We start from the raw sequence: 16,697 nt of genomic DNA on the forward strand, positions 1-16,697 counted from the left end.
CCTCGAAACCTGGCAAGACGACCGCCCCGAGGGCAGCGATGGCGCCGACCAGATGGGCCACCTGGTGACCGGCGAGCTCGACCTGTCGCACGGCGTCGCCCTCTACCTCGAAGACATCACCGTCAGCTTCGACGGCTTCAAGGCGCTCAACAACCTGAACCTCGAAATCAATGCCGGCGAACTGCGCTGCATCATCGGCCCCAACGGCGCCGGCAAGACGACGATGATGGACGTCATCACCGGCAAGACCCGGCCCGATTCGGGCAAGGCCTTCTTCGGCCAGTCGATCGACCTGACCCGCCTGACCGAACCGGAAATCGCCCACGTCGGCATCGGCCGCAAGTTCCAGAAACCGACCATCTTCGAGCAGCACACCGTCTTCGAAAACCTTGAACTGGCGATGAAGACCGACAAGCGCGTATGGAAAAGCCTGATGGCCTGGCTGGCCGGCGACGAGCGGGATCGCATTGCCGAAACCTTGCGGTTAATTCGGCTGGACAAGGAGGCTGATCGGCAGGCCGGCTTGCTCTCGCATGGCCAGAAGCAGTGGCTGGAAATCGGCATGCTGCTGATGCAGGAACCGAAGCTGTTGTTATTGGATGAACCTGTGGCCGGCATGACCGACGACGAGACGATGCGGACGGCGGAGTTGTTCGTTTCGCTCGCCGGCAAGCATTCGCTGGTGGTTGTTGAACACGATATGGCGTTTGTTGAGAAGCTTGGGGGGCTGGTGACTGTGCTGCACGAAGGCTCGGTGTTGGCCGAGGGCGATCTGGCGACGGTGCAGAATGATCAACGCGTCATTGAGGTTTATCTTGGGCGCTGAGGGGAGTCTCGACTATTTGGCGCTGGGTTCCGCCCTGCCAGGCGTCTCGCCTACGGAAGATGTTGTTCTTGTTTGGCGTGATGGTTCCGCCTTGCGGGCGGGCGTACTTTCTTTTGCTTCGCCAAAAGAAAGTAGCCAAAGAAAAGGCGACCCCAGGGTCGGCGCCGGCTTCGCCGGTTCCTTGCGCTACTCGAAACCGGCGGGGGCTGCGGAACTCGGGGCTACGCCCCTCAGACAGTCCTCGCCCTCTTTCCGCCGTTTTCTGCGTTGCTCAGCGCCTCTCATGGGGACCCCAAAAACGTCTCGGAACAACGGCTCTGCCCAGGAACAGAAAATGCCGCTTTTTAGCGGTCGACCGCTCGAAACAGGTCAAAACCATCTCCACCGGTTCGGCGGCGACGCCTTTCGGGTCCCCCTGAGAGGCGCTGAGCAACGCAGGCTGGCCGGGGGCTTTCGGCTTGCGTCTGTCCGAGCCGCAGGCGAGTTTAGCAAGCCGCCCGGACAACCGAGTAGCGCAAGGGACCGGGCGCAGCCCGGCGCTGACCCGGGGGGCGCCTTTTCTTTGGCTACTTTCTTTTGGCGAAGCAAAAGAAAGTACGCCCGCCCGCAAGGCGGAACCCCAACGTAAAACGAGCACAAACCCCACCGTAGCCGAGACTACAAGCAAAACGCCACGCGAACCAAACACCTGAGCCGGAGAACCCCACCATGCTGAAAATCGACACCCTCAACCAAGCCTATGGCGGCAGCCACATCCTCCGTGGCCTCTCCTTCGAGGTCAAAACCGGCGAAGTCACCACCCTCCTCGGCCGCAACGGCGTCGGCAAGACCACCCTGCTCAAATCCCTGATGGGCCTGGTCAAGACAAAATCCGGCAGCATCACCTTCGATGGCAAGGACATCACGAACCTGCCGCCGCACGAACGCGTCAAGGCCGGCATCGGCTACGTGCCGCAAGGGCGCGAGATCTTCCCGCGCCTGACCGTCGAGGAAAACCTGCTGATGGGCCTCGCCACCAAGCCGGGCAGCACGAAGATTCCCGAACGCATTTTCGAGATGTTCCCGGTCCTCAAGCAGATGATGCACCGCCGCGGCGGCGACCTTTCCGGCGGCCAGCAGCAACAACTCGCCATCGGCCGCGCCCTGGCCATGGGGCCGAAACTGCTCATCCTCGACGAACCGACCGAAGGCATCCAGCCGTCGATCATCAAGGACATCGAACGCGCCATCCGCATGCTCGCCGCCACCGGCGAAATGGCGATTCTGCTGGTCGAGCAGTATTACGACTTCGCCGAAGCACTGGCCGACCAGTACCTGCTGATGGAGCGCGGCGAGTTCATCATGCGCGGCCGCGGTGAAACCATGCCGCAAGACGGCGTGCGCCAGGCGTTGGCAGTCTGAGGCGGTCGACGCAAAACCAGGCATCGAATTGGGGCGCATGCGGCTTTCAGTGCGCAAAAGCGGTGCGCAAAAAGAGCATGTCGAGTTAGCCGAAACCCCGATCCGGCCTGGATTGCTGACTTTTCGGTCAGCAGACAATGAGGCGCACTTATTGCTTAAGTCAGCTATCAACGCCGAATCGTCAGAGGGAAAAAAATGGCAACGACTTGTTCCTGGGAATCCATCGATGTGCATCTGCTGCAGGTCTTGCATGCGCTGCTCACCGAATGCAGCGTCTCCAACGCCGCCCGCCGCCTGAACCAGTCGCAGCCGGCGGTGAGTACCGCCCTGCGCCGCCTGCGCGACATCACCGGCGACCAGTTGCTGGTGCGCAGCCGCAACGGCATGACGCCGACCGAGCGCGGCCAGTCGCTGCTCGAGCCGGTCAAGATCGCGCTTGCCCAGATCGAGGCGATCGGCTTGCAACAGGTGCGTTTCGACCCGATGAAGTCGAAACGCGTCTTCAACATCGCAACGCCGGATTACCTGAACGCCATCCTGATCGGCAACATCGTCGCCCGCCTGCGCAAGCTGGCGCCGAATTCGCAGGTCGTGCTGCATTCCTTCGGGCCGGATTACGACTACGCCCGCGCCCTCGAATCGGGCGAACTCGACACCGTCATCGGCAACTGGCCGCAGCCGCCCGAACACCTGCGCCTGGCACCGCTCTTTGACGACGACGTGGTCTGTCTGATGCGCAAGGATCACCCGCTGGCCGGCCACAAGCTGACCCAGGACGACTACCTGAATGCAGAGCACCTGGTGCCGACGCCCTACGCGGTCGGCCAGCGCGGCGTCATCGACATGCAGCTGGCGCGCGAGCGCCTCAAGCGCAACATCGTCGCCAGCGTGCCCTACTTCAATCTGGTGCCCTACGTGCTGTTGCAGAACGACATCATCTTCTCGGCACCGCGCATCTTTGCCGAGCACTGCTGCTCGCTGGGCGATCTGTGCTTCGCCGAATCGCCGCTTGAGTTCCCCAAGATGCGCTTCTACCTGCTCTGGCACGACCGTTCGCACCATTCCGAGGAATGCCGCTGGTTCCGCGAGCAGATCGTCGATGTCATCCGCGAACGCGTCGGCAACAAGACTGACAGCGTCCAGGCCGTTGCCCCGGTCGCCAAGAAGCGCGCCCTGGCCTGATTTTGCCCCGGTCGACGCGGTCGACCGGGTTTATTCGGCCGAAATCAAATCGTCGAGACGGAAGCTGGCGATGCGCAGGATTTGCGTCAGCGCTTCGGCGAATTCATCTTCCGGCCGGCGCGTCAGACGTGCCGCCATCGCCGCGATGATTTCCTGCCGGCCCAGTCCCTTGACCGCGATGATGAAGGGCCAGCCGAATCGTTCCCGGTAGGCTGAATTCAATTTCTGGATGCTGGCGAATTCCTCCGGCGTGCAGGCATTGAGCCCGGCCCCGGCCTGTTCGCGCGCCGAATCGGCAGTCAAATCACCGCGCACTGCCGCCTTGCCGGCCAGCTCCGGGTGGGCATTGATCAGGGCGAGCAGTTCGCCGCGGTCGGCCTCGGCCAGCACCGTACGCAACACCTCGAGCAGCGCCGCACGGTTGGCGAAGGGACGCCGCTCCCAGGCCCGCTCCATGACCCAGGGCGAGTGCTCGAAGACCGCACCGACGGCGACCATGAAGCTGGCGCGATCGAGGCGGGAAAGACTGTCTATGGTCAGATGTTCGAGCATGGGGAAAGGAAGGCAGTTGAACGTTGGCCTAGCTTACGGAGGTCGCCCCCCTTCCAGCAAGCCGCCGGGCAATATAACGATCTTGCGCGCTTTCATATATCGCCGGGCGCAGCGGCACCAAATCGGCCTTCATCTGGAAAACCCGATAGCCTTTATAAACCCGCCGGCGGCCGAGGCTTCCTATAATCGCCCCATCGCCATTTCCGTTTCCGGAGAAGCCCATGGGGCGCCTGACCACGCATGTACTCGACACCGCCAACGGCCGGCCCGCCGCCGGCATGCCCTTCACGCTGTACCGCATCGACGGCGCCACGCGCACGCAACTGCTCGCCGGCACGACCAACGCCGACGGCCGTTTTGACCCCCCGCTGCTCGAAGGCGAGGCGCTGACGCCGGGCACCTACGAACTGGTTTTCGCCAGCGCCGATTATTTCCGCGCCCTGGGTACCGAGTTGTCCGAGCCGCCCTTCCTCGACCGGATCAGCCTGGCCTTCGGCATTGCCGATGCAGCCAGCCATTACCACGTGCCCCTGCTCGTCTCGCCGTGGGCCTACTCGACCTACCGGGGCAGTTGATGGACAGCGCTTACCTGATCGAAATCGGCTCGCTGCTGCTGCGCTGGTTGCACCTGATCGTCGGCATCGCCTGGATCGGCTCGTCGTTCTATTTCGTCTGGCTCGACAACACGCTCAAGGCGCCGAGCGATCCCGATCTGATCGCCAAGGGCGTCGGCGGCGAGCTGTGGGCAGTGCACGGCGGCGGCTTCTACAACCCGCAGAAATACCTGGTCGCGCCCAAGAACCTGCCGGACGACCTGCACTGGTTCAAGTGGGAGTCCTACTCGACCTGGATCACCGGCTTCTTCCTGCTCGGCGTGCTCTATTACTCGCAGGCCGCGACCTACATGGTCGATCCGGCCAAGGCGGCACTGACGCCGGGCCAGGCGATTGGCGTCGGCCTGGCAACGCTGGCCAGTGGCTGGCTGGTCTACGACGGCCTGTGCCGGCTGCTGATGAAGCGCAGCCTGCTGCTCTTCGCCGTGCTCTATTTCATCTTCGTGGTTGCCGTCGCCTACGTGCTGACCCACCTGCTCTCCGGCCGTGCCGCCTTCCTGCATGTCGGGGCGATGATCGCGACAACGATGAGCGGCAACGTCTTCTTCTGGATCATTCCCGGCCAGAAAACCACGGTCGCCGCCATGCAGCGCGGCGAGGTACCGGACGCCATCCACGGCCAGCGGGCCAAGCAGCGCAGCGTGCATAACAACTACCTGACGCTGCCGGTGCTGTTCTGCATGATCTCGAATCATTACGCCTTCACCTACAACCACCAGCAGGCCTGGCTGGTGCTGGCGGCGATCATGCTTGCCGCGGTGCTCATCCGCCATTTCTTCAATCTCAAGCACAAGGGCATTTTTGCCTGGCAATACCCGTTGACCGGTGGCGCCATCCTGCTTGCCGTCTTCGTCTGGCTGGCGCCGGCACCACTCGCCGTTTCGGCGGCCGCCGCACCGCAACTGGCCGACGTTCAACCGATCATCGCGGCGCGCTGCACCGGTTGCCACGCCACCGCACCAACGCTGATGCCAGCCGCGCCGGCCGGCGTGCTGCTCGACAATCCGGCCGCCATCCGCGCCAACGGCCCGCGCATCCTGGCCCAGGCCGTGCAGTTGAAGGCCATGCCGCTCGGCAACATCACCGCAATGACCGATGCCGAGCGCGCCAAACTGGCCGCCTGGGCGGCCGGCGGTTACCGCTGATTACGGAGCAGCGCGATGCTTCTTCATCGGCGGCACGAACTGGTAGTCGATATCCCAGGGGAAGTAGATCCACTTGTCCTGGCTGAACTGCTTGACGCAGAGATCGACCACCTCGCGCCCCTGCGGCTTGGCGTAGAGCGTCGCGAAATAGGCCTTGGGCAGCAGCTTGCGGATGACGCGCGCGGTGTTGCCGGTATCGACCAGGTCGTCGATCAGCAGAAAGCCTTCGCCATCGTGATCGACGCCCTTGAGTATCTTGACTTCCTTGCGTGCAGTCTGCGCCGCGTCGTCGGAAGCCGCCTCGTAGCTCGAAGCGCAGATCGTGTCGACCAGGCGGATTTCCAGCTCGCGCGCGACCAGCGCGGCCGGGATCAGGCCGCCGCGGGCGATGGCGATGATGCCCTTGAACGGTCCCTTTTCCAGCAATTGATGGCAGAGCAGGCGCGTGTCGCGATGCAGCTCCGGCCAGGAGATCACGATATCGTCGCGGTAGGGGCTGGCGGGGGTATTTTCCATGGTGCATTCCCGAGAAAAAAGAATGGGCCGCAGTATAGTTGGAGGCAGCTATGAGCCATATACGCAAAACCGAATACCCGCGTGATCTGATTGGATATGGTGCGCGCCCGCCGCATGCCGCCTGGCCCGGCAATGCCCGGATTGCCGTGCAGTTCGTGCTCAATTATGAAGAAGGCGGCGAGAACTGCGTGCTGCATGGCGACGCCGGCTCCGAGCAGTTCCTCTCCGAGATGTTCAACCCGGCCAGCTATCCGGAACGCCACCTGTCGATGGAGTCGATCTACGAATACGGCTCGCGCGTCGGCGTCTGGCGCATCCTGCGTGAATTCGAAAAGCGCGGCCTGCCGCTCACCGTGTTCGGCGTTGGCATGGCGCTGCAACGCCACCCGGAACTGACCGCCGCCTTTGTCGAACTCGGCCACGAAATCGCCTGCCACGGCTGGCGCTGGATCCACTACCAGCATGTTGACGAAGCCATTGAGCGCGAGCACATGCGCCTGGCACTGGAGGTCATCGAACAGATGACCGGCCAGCGCCCGCTCGGCTGGTACACCGGCCGCGACAGCCCGAACACGCGCCGTCTGGTCGCCGACGACGGTCGACTGCTCTACGACAGCGATTATTACGGCGACGACCTGCCCTTCTGGACCGAAGTCACCAAGAGCGACGGCACGCCGGTGCCGCACCTGATCGTGCCCTACACGCTCGACACCAACGACATGCGTTTTTGCCTGCCGCAAGGCTTCAGCCACGGCGATCCGTTCTTCCAGTATTTGAAGGACAGTTTCGACGTGCTCTACGCCGAAGGCGACGAATCGCCCAAGATGCTGTCGATCGGCATGCACTGCCGCCTGCTCGGCCGGCCCGGCCGCTTCCTGGCGCTGCAACGCTTTCTCGACCATATCGAACAACACGACCGGGTCTGGGTCTGTCGCCGCCTCGACATCGCCCGCCACTGGATCGCCACCCACCCATACCGCAAGGACTCCGCACTATGAGCGACGCTGCGCCCATCGTTTCCGCCCCCGCCACCCTGCCCGACTGGGCGACCCGTTCGGTGAACCTCGCCGACGCCCGCATCGGCGCGCGCGCCATCGCCGCCAGCGACGAATTCTTCGCGCCGCTCGAACGCCTGCTCAACCCGGAACCGGCAGTGTTCATCCCCGGCAAGTACGACGCCAACGGCAAATGGATGGACGGCTGGGAAACCCGCCGCAAGCGCACCGCCGGCTACGACTGGAGCCTGGTCAAGCTCGGCCGGCGCGGCATCGTGCGCGGCTTCGACGTCGACACCAGCCACTTCACCGGCAACTTCGCGCCGGCCATCTCGATCGACGCCACCGATTGCGAATCGGACGACCCGGCCGTGCTCGCCAACGCCCGCTGGACGCGCATCCTGCCGTCCACGACCTTGTCGGGCAACAGCCATCACCTGCTCGAAATCAGCAGCACCGACACCTGGAGCCACCTGCGCCTGAACATCTACCCGGATGGCGGCATCGCCCGCCTGCGCGTCTATGGCCAGCCGGTCGGCGTCTTCGATGCCAACGAGCCGGAACGTATCTACGACCTCGTCGCGCTGGAAAACGGCGGCCGCGCCGTGGCCTGGAACGACGCCCACTTCGGCTGCGCCGCCAACCTGATCGCGCCGGGCCGCGGCATCAACATGGGCGACGGCTGGGAAACCCGGCGCCGGCGCGAACCCGGCAACGACTGGTGCATCCTGCAACTGGGCACGCCCGGCAGCATCGAGCGCATCGAAGTCGACACCGCCCACTTCAAGGGCAACTACCCCGACCGCTTCTCGCTGCAGGCGGCGCGCATGGACGGCGGCACCGACCAGTCGGTGATCACGCAGAGCATGTTCTGGCCCTTCCTGATCAGCGAACAGAAGCTCTCGATGGACGCCATCCACACCTTCAGCGGCAACCTCGCCGACCTCGGCCCGGTCACGCATGTGCGCCTCAACATCATCCCCGACGGCGGCGTCTCGCGCCTGCGCCTGTGGGGCAAGGTGGCCTGGTGAAAAAGCTCGTTCCGGAAGCGTTGACCGCTGCCGCCTTCGCGCCCTTCGGCGACGTCATGGCGGTCGACGCCGCAAAAACGCCGATTTCCATCAACGGCGGCAACACCGAGCGCTACCACGACCTGGCCAGACTCGACGCCGGCCCGGACGGCAAGCTGATCGTCAGCATCTTCCGCGGCCAGCCACGCTCGCTGCCCTTCGCCGTCAGCATGATGGAACGCCACCCGCTCGGCTCGCAGGCCTTCATGCCGCTCGGCAACCAGCCCTACCTGGTCGTCGTCGCCCGCCCCGGCCCGGCGCCCGGCCCGGACGACCTGCGCGCCTTCCTCGCCCAGCCCGGCCAGGGCGTCAATTACGCAACCGGCGTCTGGCATCACCCGCTGCTCGCGCTCAATGAAATTGGCGATTTTCTGGTGGTCGACCGTTCAGGGCCGGGCAACAACTGCGACGAAGTCAGCATCGAACCGCCAGTCAGCCTGAGCCTGGATTAATCGGGCAAACCCGGCCGGCAACAAGGCGCGCGAAGCGGGCAGCGTAAAATGGCGGCGCCCTCCGCCCTCACCTTGTTTCCCGCCCCATGGCCCAAACCCTCGCCGCGCCCGTCCATAGCGAACTGCTAATCAAGAAAAGCCGCTTCCTCGGCTGCGTGCAACCGGTCGCCGACCGCGCCGCGGCGCAGGCCGTCATCGCCCAATTGCGCGCCGCCCACCCCGGCGCCGCGCACGTCTGCTGGGCCTTGCTCGCCGGCGGCCAGTCGGCCGCGGTCGATGACGGCGAACCGAGCGGCACCGCCGGCCGCCCCATGCTCGAAGTGCTGCGCCACCAGGATTTCGACGGCGTGCTCGCCAGCGTCGTGCGCTACTACGGCGGCATCCAGCTCGGCGCCGGCGGCCTGCTGCGCGCCTACACCGACAGCATCGCCCAGGCCCTGCGCGACGCCCGCAAAATCCCCATCGTCAAGCAACGTGAACTGCGTTGCGAACTGCCCTACGCGCTGGAAGGCCTGCTGCGTCGCGAAATCGAGGCGGTCGGAGCAAGCCTGACCGGCATCGAGCACGGCGCGCAGGTGAACTGCGTTTTCCGGCTGGCGGAAAGTGAAGCCCCCGCCTTGATCGCCCGGCTCAATGAGGCTGGGCAAGGACGGGTTGTTTGGCTGGAGGATGGGGTTTAGGGGGAGAGGTTGCGGATAGTGCGGGACGACAGAAGGCTGTTCATCGGCCTTTGCTGTCGTTGATGGCTCTTGCGGAAGTAGTCCGCAATGGAGCGGAGAGCAGTCGTTCATAAGTCAACGAAACGGTCGACTTGTTCGAACGCGCACTCCGACTGATTAGTCAATAGGTTACGTTACGTCAACAGCCTGCTACCATTCAATATCCAAACTTCATCGACAGCAGCGCTTTTCTTTAAGTATGGCTGCATTTGTGAAGCCATCGGTAACGCTTGGCTCAATTTCCATAACGGCTCTAGTCCTCCACAAAAAGGATCTCGCATGGCGAGTTTGATTCGCGACCATTTATGACGAAATTTGTCGGAATCCCAAATCGTGACGCGACAGCCAGCATTCGTGGGTATGTCTATCAGATATACCAAAGCGTGTTGGCCTGGATGCTCCTCGGTGAAAACGAAGTCCTCGTTCTGGAAGGTGCTGAGGACTTTGATGTTCAGTCAGGGTTATCAATTGTAACAACTCAAGTCAAACATCAGTCCGGTAATGTCACACTACGTTCATCGGCGGTGGTCGATGCCATCAATAACTTTTGGATCCACCAACGGAGCAATACCGATTTTCAAGTTACCCTCCGCTTCCTCAGCACAGCGGAGGCTGGTTGCGAGCAAGGCGCCCCGTTTGGATCGGATAGATGTGGACTGGAGTATTGGCGTTCCACTGCTCACGGCGCGACGGACGGTGAGAGTCTGCGCCAGTTTTTCCTCACGTTACCCCTCGATGAAGCTCTGCTCGAGTTCATTCGTTCGGCTTCAGCAGTCGCTCTATGCGATCGCCTCCTTGCCCGCATTCAGTGGGACTTGGGTTCAAAAGACACAGCGGCACTCCAATATGTAATTGAAAACAAGCTGAAAGTGCATGGGGCGAAACGGGGCATTAACACTCACTATTCGACCCATGCGCTCCCACATCTTCTTAAAAGAGTCGCCGACCTTCTAACAAAAGATGGGTTGAAGCAACTTTACTATGGCGATTTTCTAAGCGCTTTCGATGAAGCGACAAGTGAGGTGATTCCTCGTGGCGCCCTGGACGCCATGCAAAATTCCGGTGCTATGCAGTTGACTTTTAGGATGCAAGAGGCCGGTGAGATTGCGCGCCTCGCGGCGATGCCACCTAGCTTGGGTACCCCTCTCCCCAGGGTCAGGGGCGCAATTGGCCGGGCCAATCTTGTTAGTCGAATTGCGGCACTATTAAAGTCGACAAAGACTGTTTTCCTTTACGGGAGTAGCGGTGTCGGAAAGACAAACCTAGCCTCGTTAGTCACAGAAGAGATCGGTGGCGCATGGCTTTGGGCAGGATTTCGCGGGCGTTCCCCTGAACAAGTTCGGGAGGGGCTAACAAGAGCAACATACGAGATCGAATCCGTCGACGATCCTATCCTTATGGTTCTTGATGACGTTGAACTCGGTCGTATCTCTCAATTTGAGCGGGAGTTCGTTGCTCTTATCTTTGCGGTAGCGCAACGAGATGGCCTTGTCCTGATTACGGGCATTGCTCGACCGCCTTTGCAGCTTTTCCCCAAATTATGGCTGACAACCGACTGCGAGGTACCGGTTCCGTACTTCGACGAGTCTGAGGTCAATCATTTGCTTTTGGAACATGGGCTATCCGACAGCAGACTGCGGGAGGGGTGGGCGCGTGTCATCTTCCTGTCCACGTATGGGCATCCTCAATTGGTTCATGCGAGAGTACGAACCCTAAGTGCCCAAGGTTGGCCGCCAGTAACGCTTTCCGACTTAACCGGAAGTGAGGACATAACAAGGGTTCGCCAGGAGGCGCGCCAGCGATTGCTTGAGCAATTCCCCAGCGACGCAACGCGTACGCTGGCGTACCGCTTAAGTGTGATAATTGGGTCGTTTTCTCGACAAACAGTCATTGCTGTCGCGAATGCCCCGCAAGCGATTCCATTGGCCGGAGAAGCATTTGACCACCTTGTTGGGCCGTGGATTGAGCGAGAAGATGAAAATCGCTTCCGAGTATCTCCCCTGCTTGGAGGGGCTGCTGAGACAGTTCTGCCGCCCGGCGAAATTAAAGCTGTCCACGTTGCGATAGCGCAAAACTACCTTGGCAGGCGCACCCTAAATCAGTATGAACTCGCCACCGCATTCTTCCATGCATTCATGGCGAAAGACCTAGCAACATTGGCGGCGATTGCTAATGGCATTGTCTTGGAAGATGGCGAGCATATTGGCCTGCTATATGATGCGATGACGTGGTTCCCGCATCTTGCTCTGGAAGCCGGCCAGCGGATCGTCGAAGAAAATCCGAACGTTGATTTGTTGCTCCGTTTGGCTCAATTCAGATTCGTCACCTCATCAGTCAATACGGAGAATGCGTTAAAGATTGTCGATCGTCTGGAAGAGCTTCTGGCGGCAATGGAAGACTCCAGCCTGAAGAAGATGTCCGAGGCGATGGTCTATGGGGTTGTCTTAAATACGATCGACATTCATATTCCGTCGCAAACCGTTGTTCGGATGTTGTCCTGCTTGATCGATACGGCGACGACACCAGACCTGAAGGATATTTATGCAAATCTGGGGCGGAATCGTCCACCTGGGATGCCTCGCATAGGAAGCGACCGGCCGGAGCAACTGCTGTTCTCCTACCAAGCAGTTCGTTTGAGTGGGCTAGATGATCTTGAGGCACTCGTTGCATCCCTAGATGAACTCCCTAAGGACAAGCGTGATTTGCTTCTTGGTGTATGCGATTCGGATATTTGTTTTGCCTCCCTCCTCATTGGAAATGCTTGGTGGTCCGATGTAAAAGATGGATTGCTTGATGTCGGCAAAGCTTTAACCGTACTTAAGACTGTCGAACTAACATCGCGGTGCTGGGGAGCCAATGAAATTGTTCAGGCATGCCAGGTTGCGACCTCAGTCATACACGATGAGTACGGTAATTCTGCTGAGAACGCATTGGCAGTGCTCGATAAAGCTGAGGCCGAATTTCCAAACATTGCAAACCTGGTCAACCAGCGAGCCAAGGTGCTCTTCCATGCAAAACGCGAGCTGGATGCAATACCTATTGCCGGAAAAGCGTTGTCCTTGCCAGGACTCTCGAATGTCGAGTACGTGTATACCTGCCGCCATGCCGGGATAGCGGCCGCAAATCTTGGAAACTGGGCACGTGCGACGGAATTCTTCGAAACGGGATCCCAACGCGCATTGAAGTCGACTGTGCAGAAACCCATGGGTATTGGCTTGATGGCTGACGCTGCATTCGGCTACTGGAAGCAAGGCAAGCAGCAACAGAGCATTTCTAGGTTTGCAAATACGCTTGAATTACTGGAACCTGTCCCGGTTACAGACGACATCAAACTGCGCAATCTCCACGCCACAGTTCGCCATTGCGTAACTTGGATTCACCTTGAAGCGGTCAAGGAGCGATCAGAGCATATAGCCGAACCGCGCCCCGGAATGTGTAGTAACCAGGAACCGCATGAGGGAATTAAGAGCCATAGGATTGTCGCGATATCGGGAGCTTGGGCGCTTCTGCGTAGTACCGAACAAGCGCTTGGCCTAGATTGCGGAATTCGGACACATGCAGACAAATTCTCCGAGGCAGAGCAGCCTCTCTTCGTTGCGGGATACCAGCGAACTGTAGCGTTTGAGGCTGCCCTAAAAACCCCCCCTTGGGATGGTTTGGTCTCAGCGTATGTACGAATGCACGAGGCGATGCATTACTCCAAAGCACTCAGGATTGAAGAGCGCGAAGAGGACGGCTGGCAGCTTGGGGAAATCCCACCACTGCCGGAGGATTACTGGAGAAAGCCGGGAAATTGGGGGCTAACGTATCAAATATTCTTGGCTGCCTGCGTGAATTGTTTGGCTCGCCATCCCGACCAATCATTCCCCGTTGAGCAGTGGCGAGCAGATTTGTCCACACTAGCTCCATTACCCAGCGAAGTCGCGCAGTTTTTGGATGTTCTTGAAGGCTGCTCGGCCGATGAATCTTTATGCCAGAAGCTTGGTGCTGGGTTGGTTGCGCTACACCATGGTCCCGTTTCGGCGGATGAATTATGGAAGATATCCTTCCGGCTTCTGAATGCTCTTGAACCAGTAAAGCGATGGATTGAACTAGATGCTGAAACGTTGGCAATCAGGAAATGGCTTTTTGCGGTCGATAATCAGCAGTTTGCTTTCGCAGCCCCCCGGATGGCTATTCCCGCAATTAAGGCTTCATGTGTGGACAACTCTCTAAACGGACTGGCGAAGGTCGCTACAGTGCTCTCTATTGCTGCGCCTTATCTGTCAATTCGGATGTCAGTTGAGGCAAGGGCGATGCTAACAAAAATCGCTGCGACCCCGACAGGGGACTCAACGGTCAGGAGTCCCCAAAATTGCTGACGTTGCCAGCGAGACAATCCAATGTCAGCTCCGGCCGAGAACCAGCCACCAACCATCTAGCCCTCTCTCCGCTTCAGACGCCACAGCCATTAATGTCGCAGACCGGCGCATCACCCGCATTCCCGCCCTTCGCCCCCGAAACCTGGCCGCGCAACCAATCCTGAAAAGCTTGCGGCTGGCCCAGGTAGCCCCCGATGTCGATGCGCTGCAAGACGCCATCAGTTTCGAGCACGAAGCAGGGAAAGCCGCGGGCGCCCACTTCGGCCATCAAATGCCGGGTTTCCTCGATGTGACGCTGGACAGCGGCGCCGGATTGTTGCGCAAAGGCGGCGGCAAAGGCCTGCGTGTCGAGGCCGAGCTCGCCGGCGACTTCGTTCAGGGTGCTTGCTTCGGCAATCCGCCGGCCTTCGACGTAATGCGCGATCTGCAGTTGCGCCAGCATGTCGAGCCCGCGCCCGGCGATCGCTTCGGCGGCCAGGATGGCCGCCGTGGGCGGTTCTGAATCGAGTACGACGCCGCTGGCGTGCAGCAGGCCGTCAGCGTAGGCCGGGCCAAAGGGCTGGCCGGTCAGTTGCGCGATGCGCGCGTCGTGCTGCTTGACGTAGGCGCGCAGTTGCGGCGTCACCTGCTGGCGGTTGGCGCCGGTCATCATGCCGCCGCCGTGTGCCTGAACGGCGAGGATTTCGCGTGCCGCCGCGACCAGCGGCGCGGCGCCGTAGCACCAGCCGCAGAGCGGGTCGTAGATGTAATGCAGGGTGCTCATTCGGGACTCCAATCAATGTGTTTTGCGGGATAAAAGCCGGCTTGCCTGGCTCGCAGCACCTGTCGGGGCAAAGCGGGCCAGGCGGGGCCGATTACCACTTCATTTCGCCCTTGTTCACCTTGGCGCCGATCTCGAGTGCGAGGCCCTCGCCGACGTTCGGGTAGGCTTTCTTCATCGCATCGATCAGCTCGGCACCGGTCTTGGCTTTGGCCGCTTCCACTTCGAAGCGTTGCAGGTATTCGCGGGTATAGCGGATGTTGCTCGTATCCAGCGCCGTGCCGGCAGTCATGTGGCCGGGCACGACCGTCACCGGTTTGAGCGCCTCGATTTCATCGAGTTGGGCAATCCAGGCCTTACGTTCGCTGGCTTTCTGGGTGTCAGCGGTCCACACGTGCAAATTGCCGAAAATGGCGATATTGCCGGCGATGGTCCGGATTGACGGAATCCACACATAGGGGCGATGCGCGAGTTCGCCGCCGGTGCCGCGCACTTCGATGCTTTCGCCATCAACGCTCAGCGTGTTGCCTTGCAGCAGGTCCGGCACGATCGGCTTCTGCGGTGCGTTGACGCCCATCTTCGGGCCCCAGAAGGCGAGCTTGCCGGCCAGCTTGGCCTCGATCTTGGCGCGCACGGCCGGGGTGGTCAGCACCTGCGCCTGCGGGAAGATGCCTTTCAGCACTTCGGCGCCGAAATAGAAGTCGGGGTCGGCATTGCTGATGAAGATCGTCTTCAGCGTCTTGCCGCTATCGAGCACATTGGCGGCGATGCGCAGCGCATCGGCACGGGTAAAGCCGCTGTCGATCACGACCGCTTCGCGCTTGCCGCTGACCACCACGGCATTGACGTGAAAGCTGTTGGCGTCGGCGTTATAGGTCGTGATGCTGAGCGGCGCGGCGACTTCGGCGCGGGCGCCGCTCGCGGCAACAACGCCAAGCGTGATCAGGGCGGGGAAAACGAAGCGGCCAAGTTGGCGACTGTAGGACATGTTGGTCTCCTTGAATGAATAAGCAAGCGGTACGGAACGAACTTTAAGTTTTGCAAAATGATTGATAAAGTCCGTATCGGTTGATTATTTATTGCATGGATCGATGAAATGGATCGCCTGACCGCTGTACGTGTCTTTGTCGAAGTCGCCGATCGGGGCAGCCTGACGCAGACGGCCGAGCATCTGGAAATGTCGGCTGCCATGGTCAGCCGCTATCTCGCCGCCGTCGAGGACTGGTTCGAGGCCCGCTTGCTGCACCGGACGACGCGCAAGGTCAGCCTGACCGATGCCGGTCTGGCCGCCCTGCCCGCCTGCCGGCAAATGCTCGACATCGCCGAGGAAGCCCGCCACATCGCGGCCGAACGCAAGCGCGAGCCGGCCGGCATGCTGCGCGTGACGACCGCCGGCTCGTTTGCCGACGCCCAGCTGACGCCGGTGCTGATCGAGTTTCAGGCCTTGTATCCGCAGGTGGAAATCGTGCTGTCGGTCGGCGACAAGCCGACCGATCTCGTTGCCGAGCGCGTCGATCTGGCGGTGCGCATCACCAACAATCTGGACCCGACGATGATTGCGCGCCCCCTGGCGCACTGCCGTTCGATGCTCTGTGCCTCGCCCGACTACCTGCAGCGCCACGGCACGCCGCTTGACGCCGACGACTTGCGCCGGCACCGCTGCATCGCGCATGCCTTCGGGATCGGCAAGCAATACCGCCTGACGCGTCAGGGCGAGACGATCACCGTGCCGGTCAATTGGAACTTTCACACCAACGAGACGGCAGTCCTGCGCCGCGCCGCGCTTTCCGGCGCCGGCATCGGCATGCTGCCGACCTACTACCTGGGCGACGACCTGCGCGCCGGCCGCCTGATCCGGTTGCTGCCCGAGTACGAGCCGGACGTGCTGGGCATCCACGCCATCTACCTGTCACGCCAGCACCAGCCACTGGCCTTGCGCCTGCTCGTGGACTTTCTGGCAGCGCGCTTTGCCGGTGAAATTGCGCCGTGGGATCTGGCGCTCGGGGTGGAAACACCAGCCTGAGTTGTAGGAAAACTAGGCCTTTTTGCTCATATCGCCAACCGACCCGAACGAGTCTCCAGACGGCGGCTTGATGATCGGCAA

The 16,697-nt window shown here is 61.1% G+C and carries 15 protein-coding genes; 11 read left to right on the forward strand and 4 right to left on the reverse strand.

The window, feature by feature from the left end:
- The first annotated feature begins 52 nt into the window (after nucleotides 1–52).
- From urtD to KIG99_RS02210, 3 genes are all read left to right on the forward strand, one after another.
- Complete coding sequence (gene urtD / locus KIG99_RS02200; RefSeq protein WP_226461778.1) at nucleotides 53–826, forward strand: urea ABC transporter ATP-binding protein UrtD; 774 nt, start codon at nucleotides 53–55, stop codon at nucleotides 824–826.
- 708 nt (nucleotides 827–1,534) lie between these two features.
- Nucleotides 1,535–2,227 carry an urea ABC transporter ATP-binding subunit UrtE gene (gene urtE / locus KIG99_RS02205; RefSeq protein ID WP_226458597.1) on the forward strand — a complete coding sequence of 231 codons (693 nt, stop codon included), beginning with the start codon at nucleotides 1,535–1,537 and terminating at the stop codon, nucleotides 2,225–2,227.
- Between the two features lie 195 nt (nucleotides 2,228–2,422).
- Nucleotides 2,423–3,409, forward strand: coding sequence for a LysR substrate-binding domain-containing protein (locus KIG99_RS02210; RefSeq protein WP_226458598.1), 987 nt, complete (start codon nucleotides 2,423–2,425; stop codon nucleotides 3,407–3,409).
- Nucleotides 3,410–3,439: 30 nt separating this feature from the next.
- On the opposite strand, the gene uraD is transcribed toward KIG99_RS02210, so the two are convergent.
- Nucleotides 3,440–3,961 carry a 2-oxo-4-hydroxy-4-carboxy-5-ureidoimidazoline decarboxylase gene (uraD, locus tag KIG99_RS02215; RefSeq protein ID WP_226458599.1) on the reverse strand — a complete coding sequence of 174 codons (522 nt, stop codon included), beginning with the start codon at nucleotides 3,959–3,961 and terminating at the stop codon, nucleotides 3,440–3,442.
- Between the two features lie 221 nt (nucleotides 3,962–4,182).
- Between uraD and uraH the strand changes: the two genes are divergently transcribed.
- On the forward strand, nucleotides 4,183–4,536 hold the full coding sequence (uraH, locus tag KIG99_RS02220; RefSeq protein ID WP_226458600.1) for a hydroxyisourate hydrolase: 354 nt from the start codon (nucleotides 4,183–4,185) through the stop codon (nucleotides 4,534–4,536).
- Entirely contained in the window at nucleotides 4,536–5,720 is a 1,185-nt protein-coding gene (locus KIG99_RS02225; RefSeq protein WP_226458601.1) for a urate hydroxylase PuuD, read from the forward strand. Before uraH ends, KIG99_RS02225 begins: the two co-directional genes overlap by 1 nt.
- Here KIG99_RS02225 and gpt read toward each other — a convergent pair whose 3' ends face one another.
- Nucleotides 5,721–6,236, reverse strand: coding sequence for a xanthine phosphoribosyltransferase (gene gpt, locus KIG99_RS02230; RefSeq protein WP_226458602.1), 516 nt, complete (start codon nucleotides 6,234–6,236; stop codon nucleotides 5,721–5,723).
- A 50-nt stretch (nucleotides 6,237–6,286) separates the two neighbouring features.
- Between gpt and puuE the strand changes: the two genes are divergently transcribed.
- The 5 genes from puuE to KIG99_RS02255 all read left to right on the forward strand — a co-directional run bounded on the left by puuE (nucleotide 6,287) and on the right by KIG99_RS02255 (nucleotide 13,833).
- Nucleotides 6,287–7,234, forward strand: coding sequence for an allantoinase PuuE (gene puuE, locus KIG99_RS02235; protein WP_226458603.1), 948 nt, complete (start codon nucleotides 6,287–6,289; stop codon nucleotides 7,232–7,234).
- Nucleotides 7,231–8,262 carry an allantoicase gene (gene alc / locus KIG99_RS02240; RefSeq protein ID WP_226458604.1) on the forward strand — a complete coding sequence of 344 codons (1,032 nt, stop codon included), beginning with the start codon at nucleotides 7,231–7,233 and terminating at the stop codon, nucleotides 8,260–8,262. The genes puuE and alc overlap by 4 nt, the downstream gene beginning before the upstream one ends.
- Nucleotides 8,259–8,753 (forward strand): ureidoglycolate lyase, encoded by a 495-nt coding sequence (locus KIG99_RS02245; protein ID WP_226458605.1) that lies wholly within the window; start codon nucleotides 8,259–8,261, stop codon nucleotides 8,751–8,753. Before alc ends, KIG99_RS02245 begins: the two co-directional genes overlap by 4 nt.
- Nucleotides 8,754–8,839: 86 nt before the next feature.
- Nucleotides 8,840–9,433, forward strand: a complete 594-nt coding sequence (locus KIG99_RS02250) for an IMPACT family protein (RefSeq protein ID WP_226458606.1) — start codon at nucleotides 8,840–8,842, stop codon at nucleotides 9,431–9,433.
- Nucleotides 9,434–9,777: 344 nt separating this feature from the next.
- Nucleotides 9,778–13,833 (forward strand): tetratricopeptide repeat protein, encoded by a 4,056-nt coding sequence (locus tag KIG99_RS02255; protein WP_226458607.1) that lies wholly within the window; start codon nucleotides 9,778–9,780, stop codon nucleotides 13,831–13,833.
- Between the two features lie 73 nt (nucleotides 13,834–13,906).
- Here the strand turns inward: KIG99_RS02255 and KIG99_RS02260 are convergent, their stop codons facing one another.
- The gene (locus tag KIG99_RS02260; protein ID WP_226458608.1) at nucleotides 13,907–14,596 is read right to left on the reverse strand and encodes a DsbA family protein; all 690 of its coding nucleotides are present in this window, start codon (nucleotides 14,594–14,596) and stop codon (nucleotides 13,907–13,909) included.
- Between the two features lie 91 nt (nucleotides 14,597–14,687).
- Nucleotides 14,688–15,581 carry an MBL fold metallo-hydrolase gene (locus KIG99_RS02265; RefSeq protein WP_226458609.1) on the reverse strand — a complete coding sequence of 298 codons (894 nt, stop codon included), beginning with the start codon at nucleotides 15,579–15,581 and terminating at the stop codon, nucleotides 14,688–14,690.
- A 108-nt stretch (nucleotides 15,582–15,689) separates the two neighbouring features.
- Between KIG99_RS02265 and KIG99_RS02270 the strand changes: the two genes are divergently transcribed.
- On the forward strand, nucleotides 15,690–16,616 hold the full coding sequence (locus KIG99_RS02270) for a LysR family transcriptional regulator (RefSeq protein WP_226458610.1): 927 nt from the start codon (nucleotides 15,690–15,692) through the stop codon (nucleotides 16,614–16,616).
- Nucleotides 16,617–16,697: the final 81 nt, after the last annotated feature.

It is taken from the genome of Quatrionicoccus australiensis (assembly GCF_020510425.1).
GTDB classification, from domain to species: domain Bacteria; phylum Pseudomonadota; class Gammaproteobacteria; order Burkholderiales; family Rhodocyclaceae; genus Azonexus; species Azonexus australiensis_A.

Excerpts from the sequence above, each read along its gene's own strand:
- urtD (WP_226461778.1), top strand. The coding sequence starts at position 53 with ATGGGCCACCTGGTGACCGGCGAGCTCGACCTGTCGCACGGCGTCGCC.
- urtE (WP_226458597.1), top strand. The coding sequence starts at position 1,535 with ATGCTGAAAATCGACACCCTCAACCAAGCCTATGGCGGCAGCCACATC.
- KIG99_RS02210 (WP_226458598.1), top strand. The coding sequence starts at position 2,423 with ATGGCAACGACTTGTTCCTGGGAATCCATCGATGTGCATCTGCTGCAG.
- uraD (WP_226458599.1), bottom strand. The coding sequence starts at position 3,961 with ATGCTCGAACATCTGACCATAGACAGTCTTTCCCGCCTCGATCGCGCC.
- uraH (WP_226458600.1), top strand. The coding sequence starts at position 4,183 with ATGGGGCGCCTGACCACGCATGTACTCGACACCGCCAACGGCCGGCCC.
- KIG99_RS02225 (WP_226458601.1), top strand. The coding sequence starts at position 4,536 with ATGGACAGCGCTTACCTGATCGAAATCGGCTCGCTGCTGCTGCGCTGG.
- gpt (WP_226458602.1), bottom strand. The coding sequence starts at position 6,236 with ATGGAAAATACCCCCGCCAGCCCCTACCGCGACGATATCGTGATCTCC.
- puuE (WP_226458603.1), top strand. The coding sequence starts at position 6,287 with ATGAGCCATATACGCAAAACCGAATACCCGCGTGATCTGATTGGATAT.
- alc (WP_226458604.1), top strand. The coding sequence starts at position 7,231 with ATGAGCGACGCTGCGCCCATCGTTTCCGCCCCCGCCACCCTGCCCGAC.
- KIG99_RS02250 (WP_226458606.1), top strand. The coding sequence starts at position 8,840 with ATGGCCCAAACCCTCGCCGCGCCCGTCCATAGCGAACTGCTAATCAAG.
- KIG99_RS02255 (WP_226458607.1), top strand. The coding sequence starts at position 9,778 with ATGACGAAATTTGTCGGAATCCCAAATCGTGACGCGACAGCCAGCATT.
- KIG99_RS02260 (WP_226458608.1), bottom strand. The coding sequence starts at position 14,596 with ATGAGCACCCTGCATTACATCTACGACCCGCTCTGCGGCTGGTGCTAC.
- KIG99_RS02265 (WP_226458609.1), bottom strand. The coding sequence starts at position 15,581 with ATGTCCTACAGTCGCCAACTTGGCCGCTTCGTTTTCCCCGCCCTGATC.
- KIG99_RS02270 (WP_226458610.1), top strand. The coding sequence starts at position 15,690 with ATGGATCGCCTGACCGCTGTACGTGTCTTTGTCGAAGTCGCCGATCGG.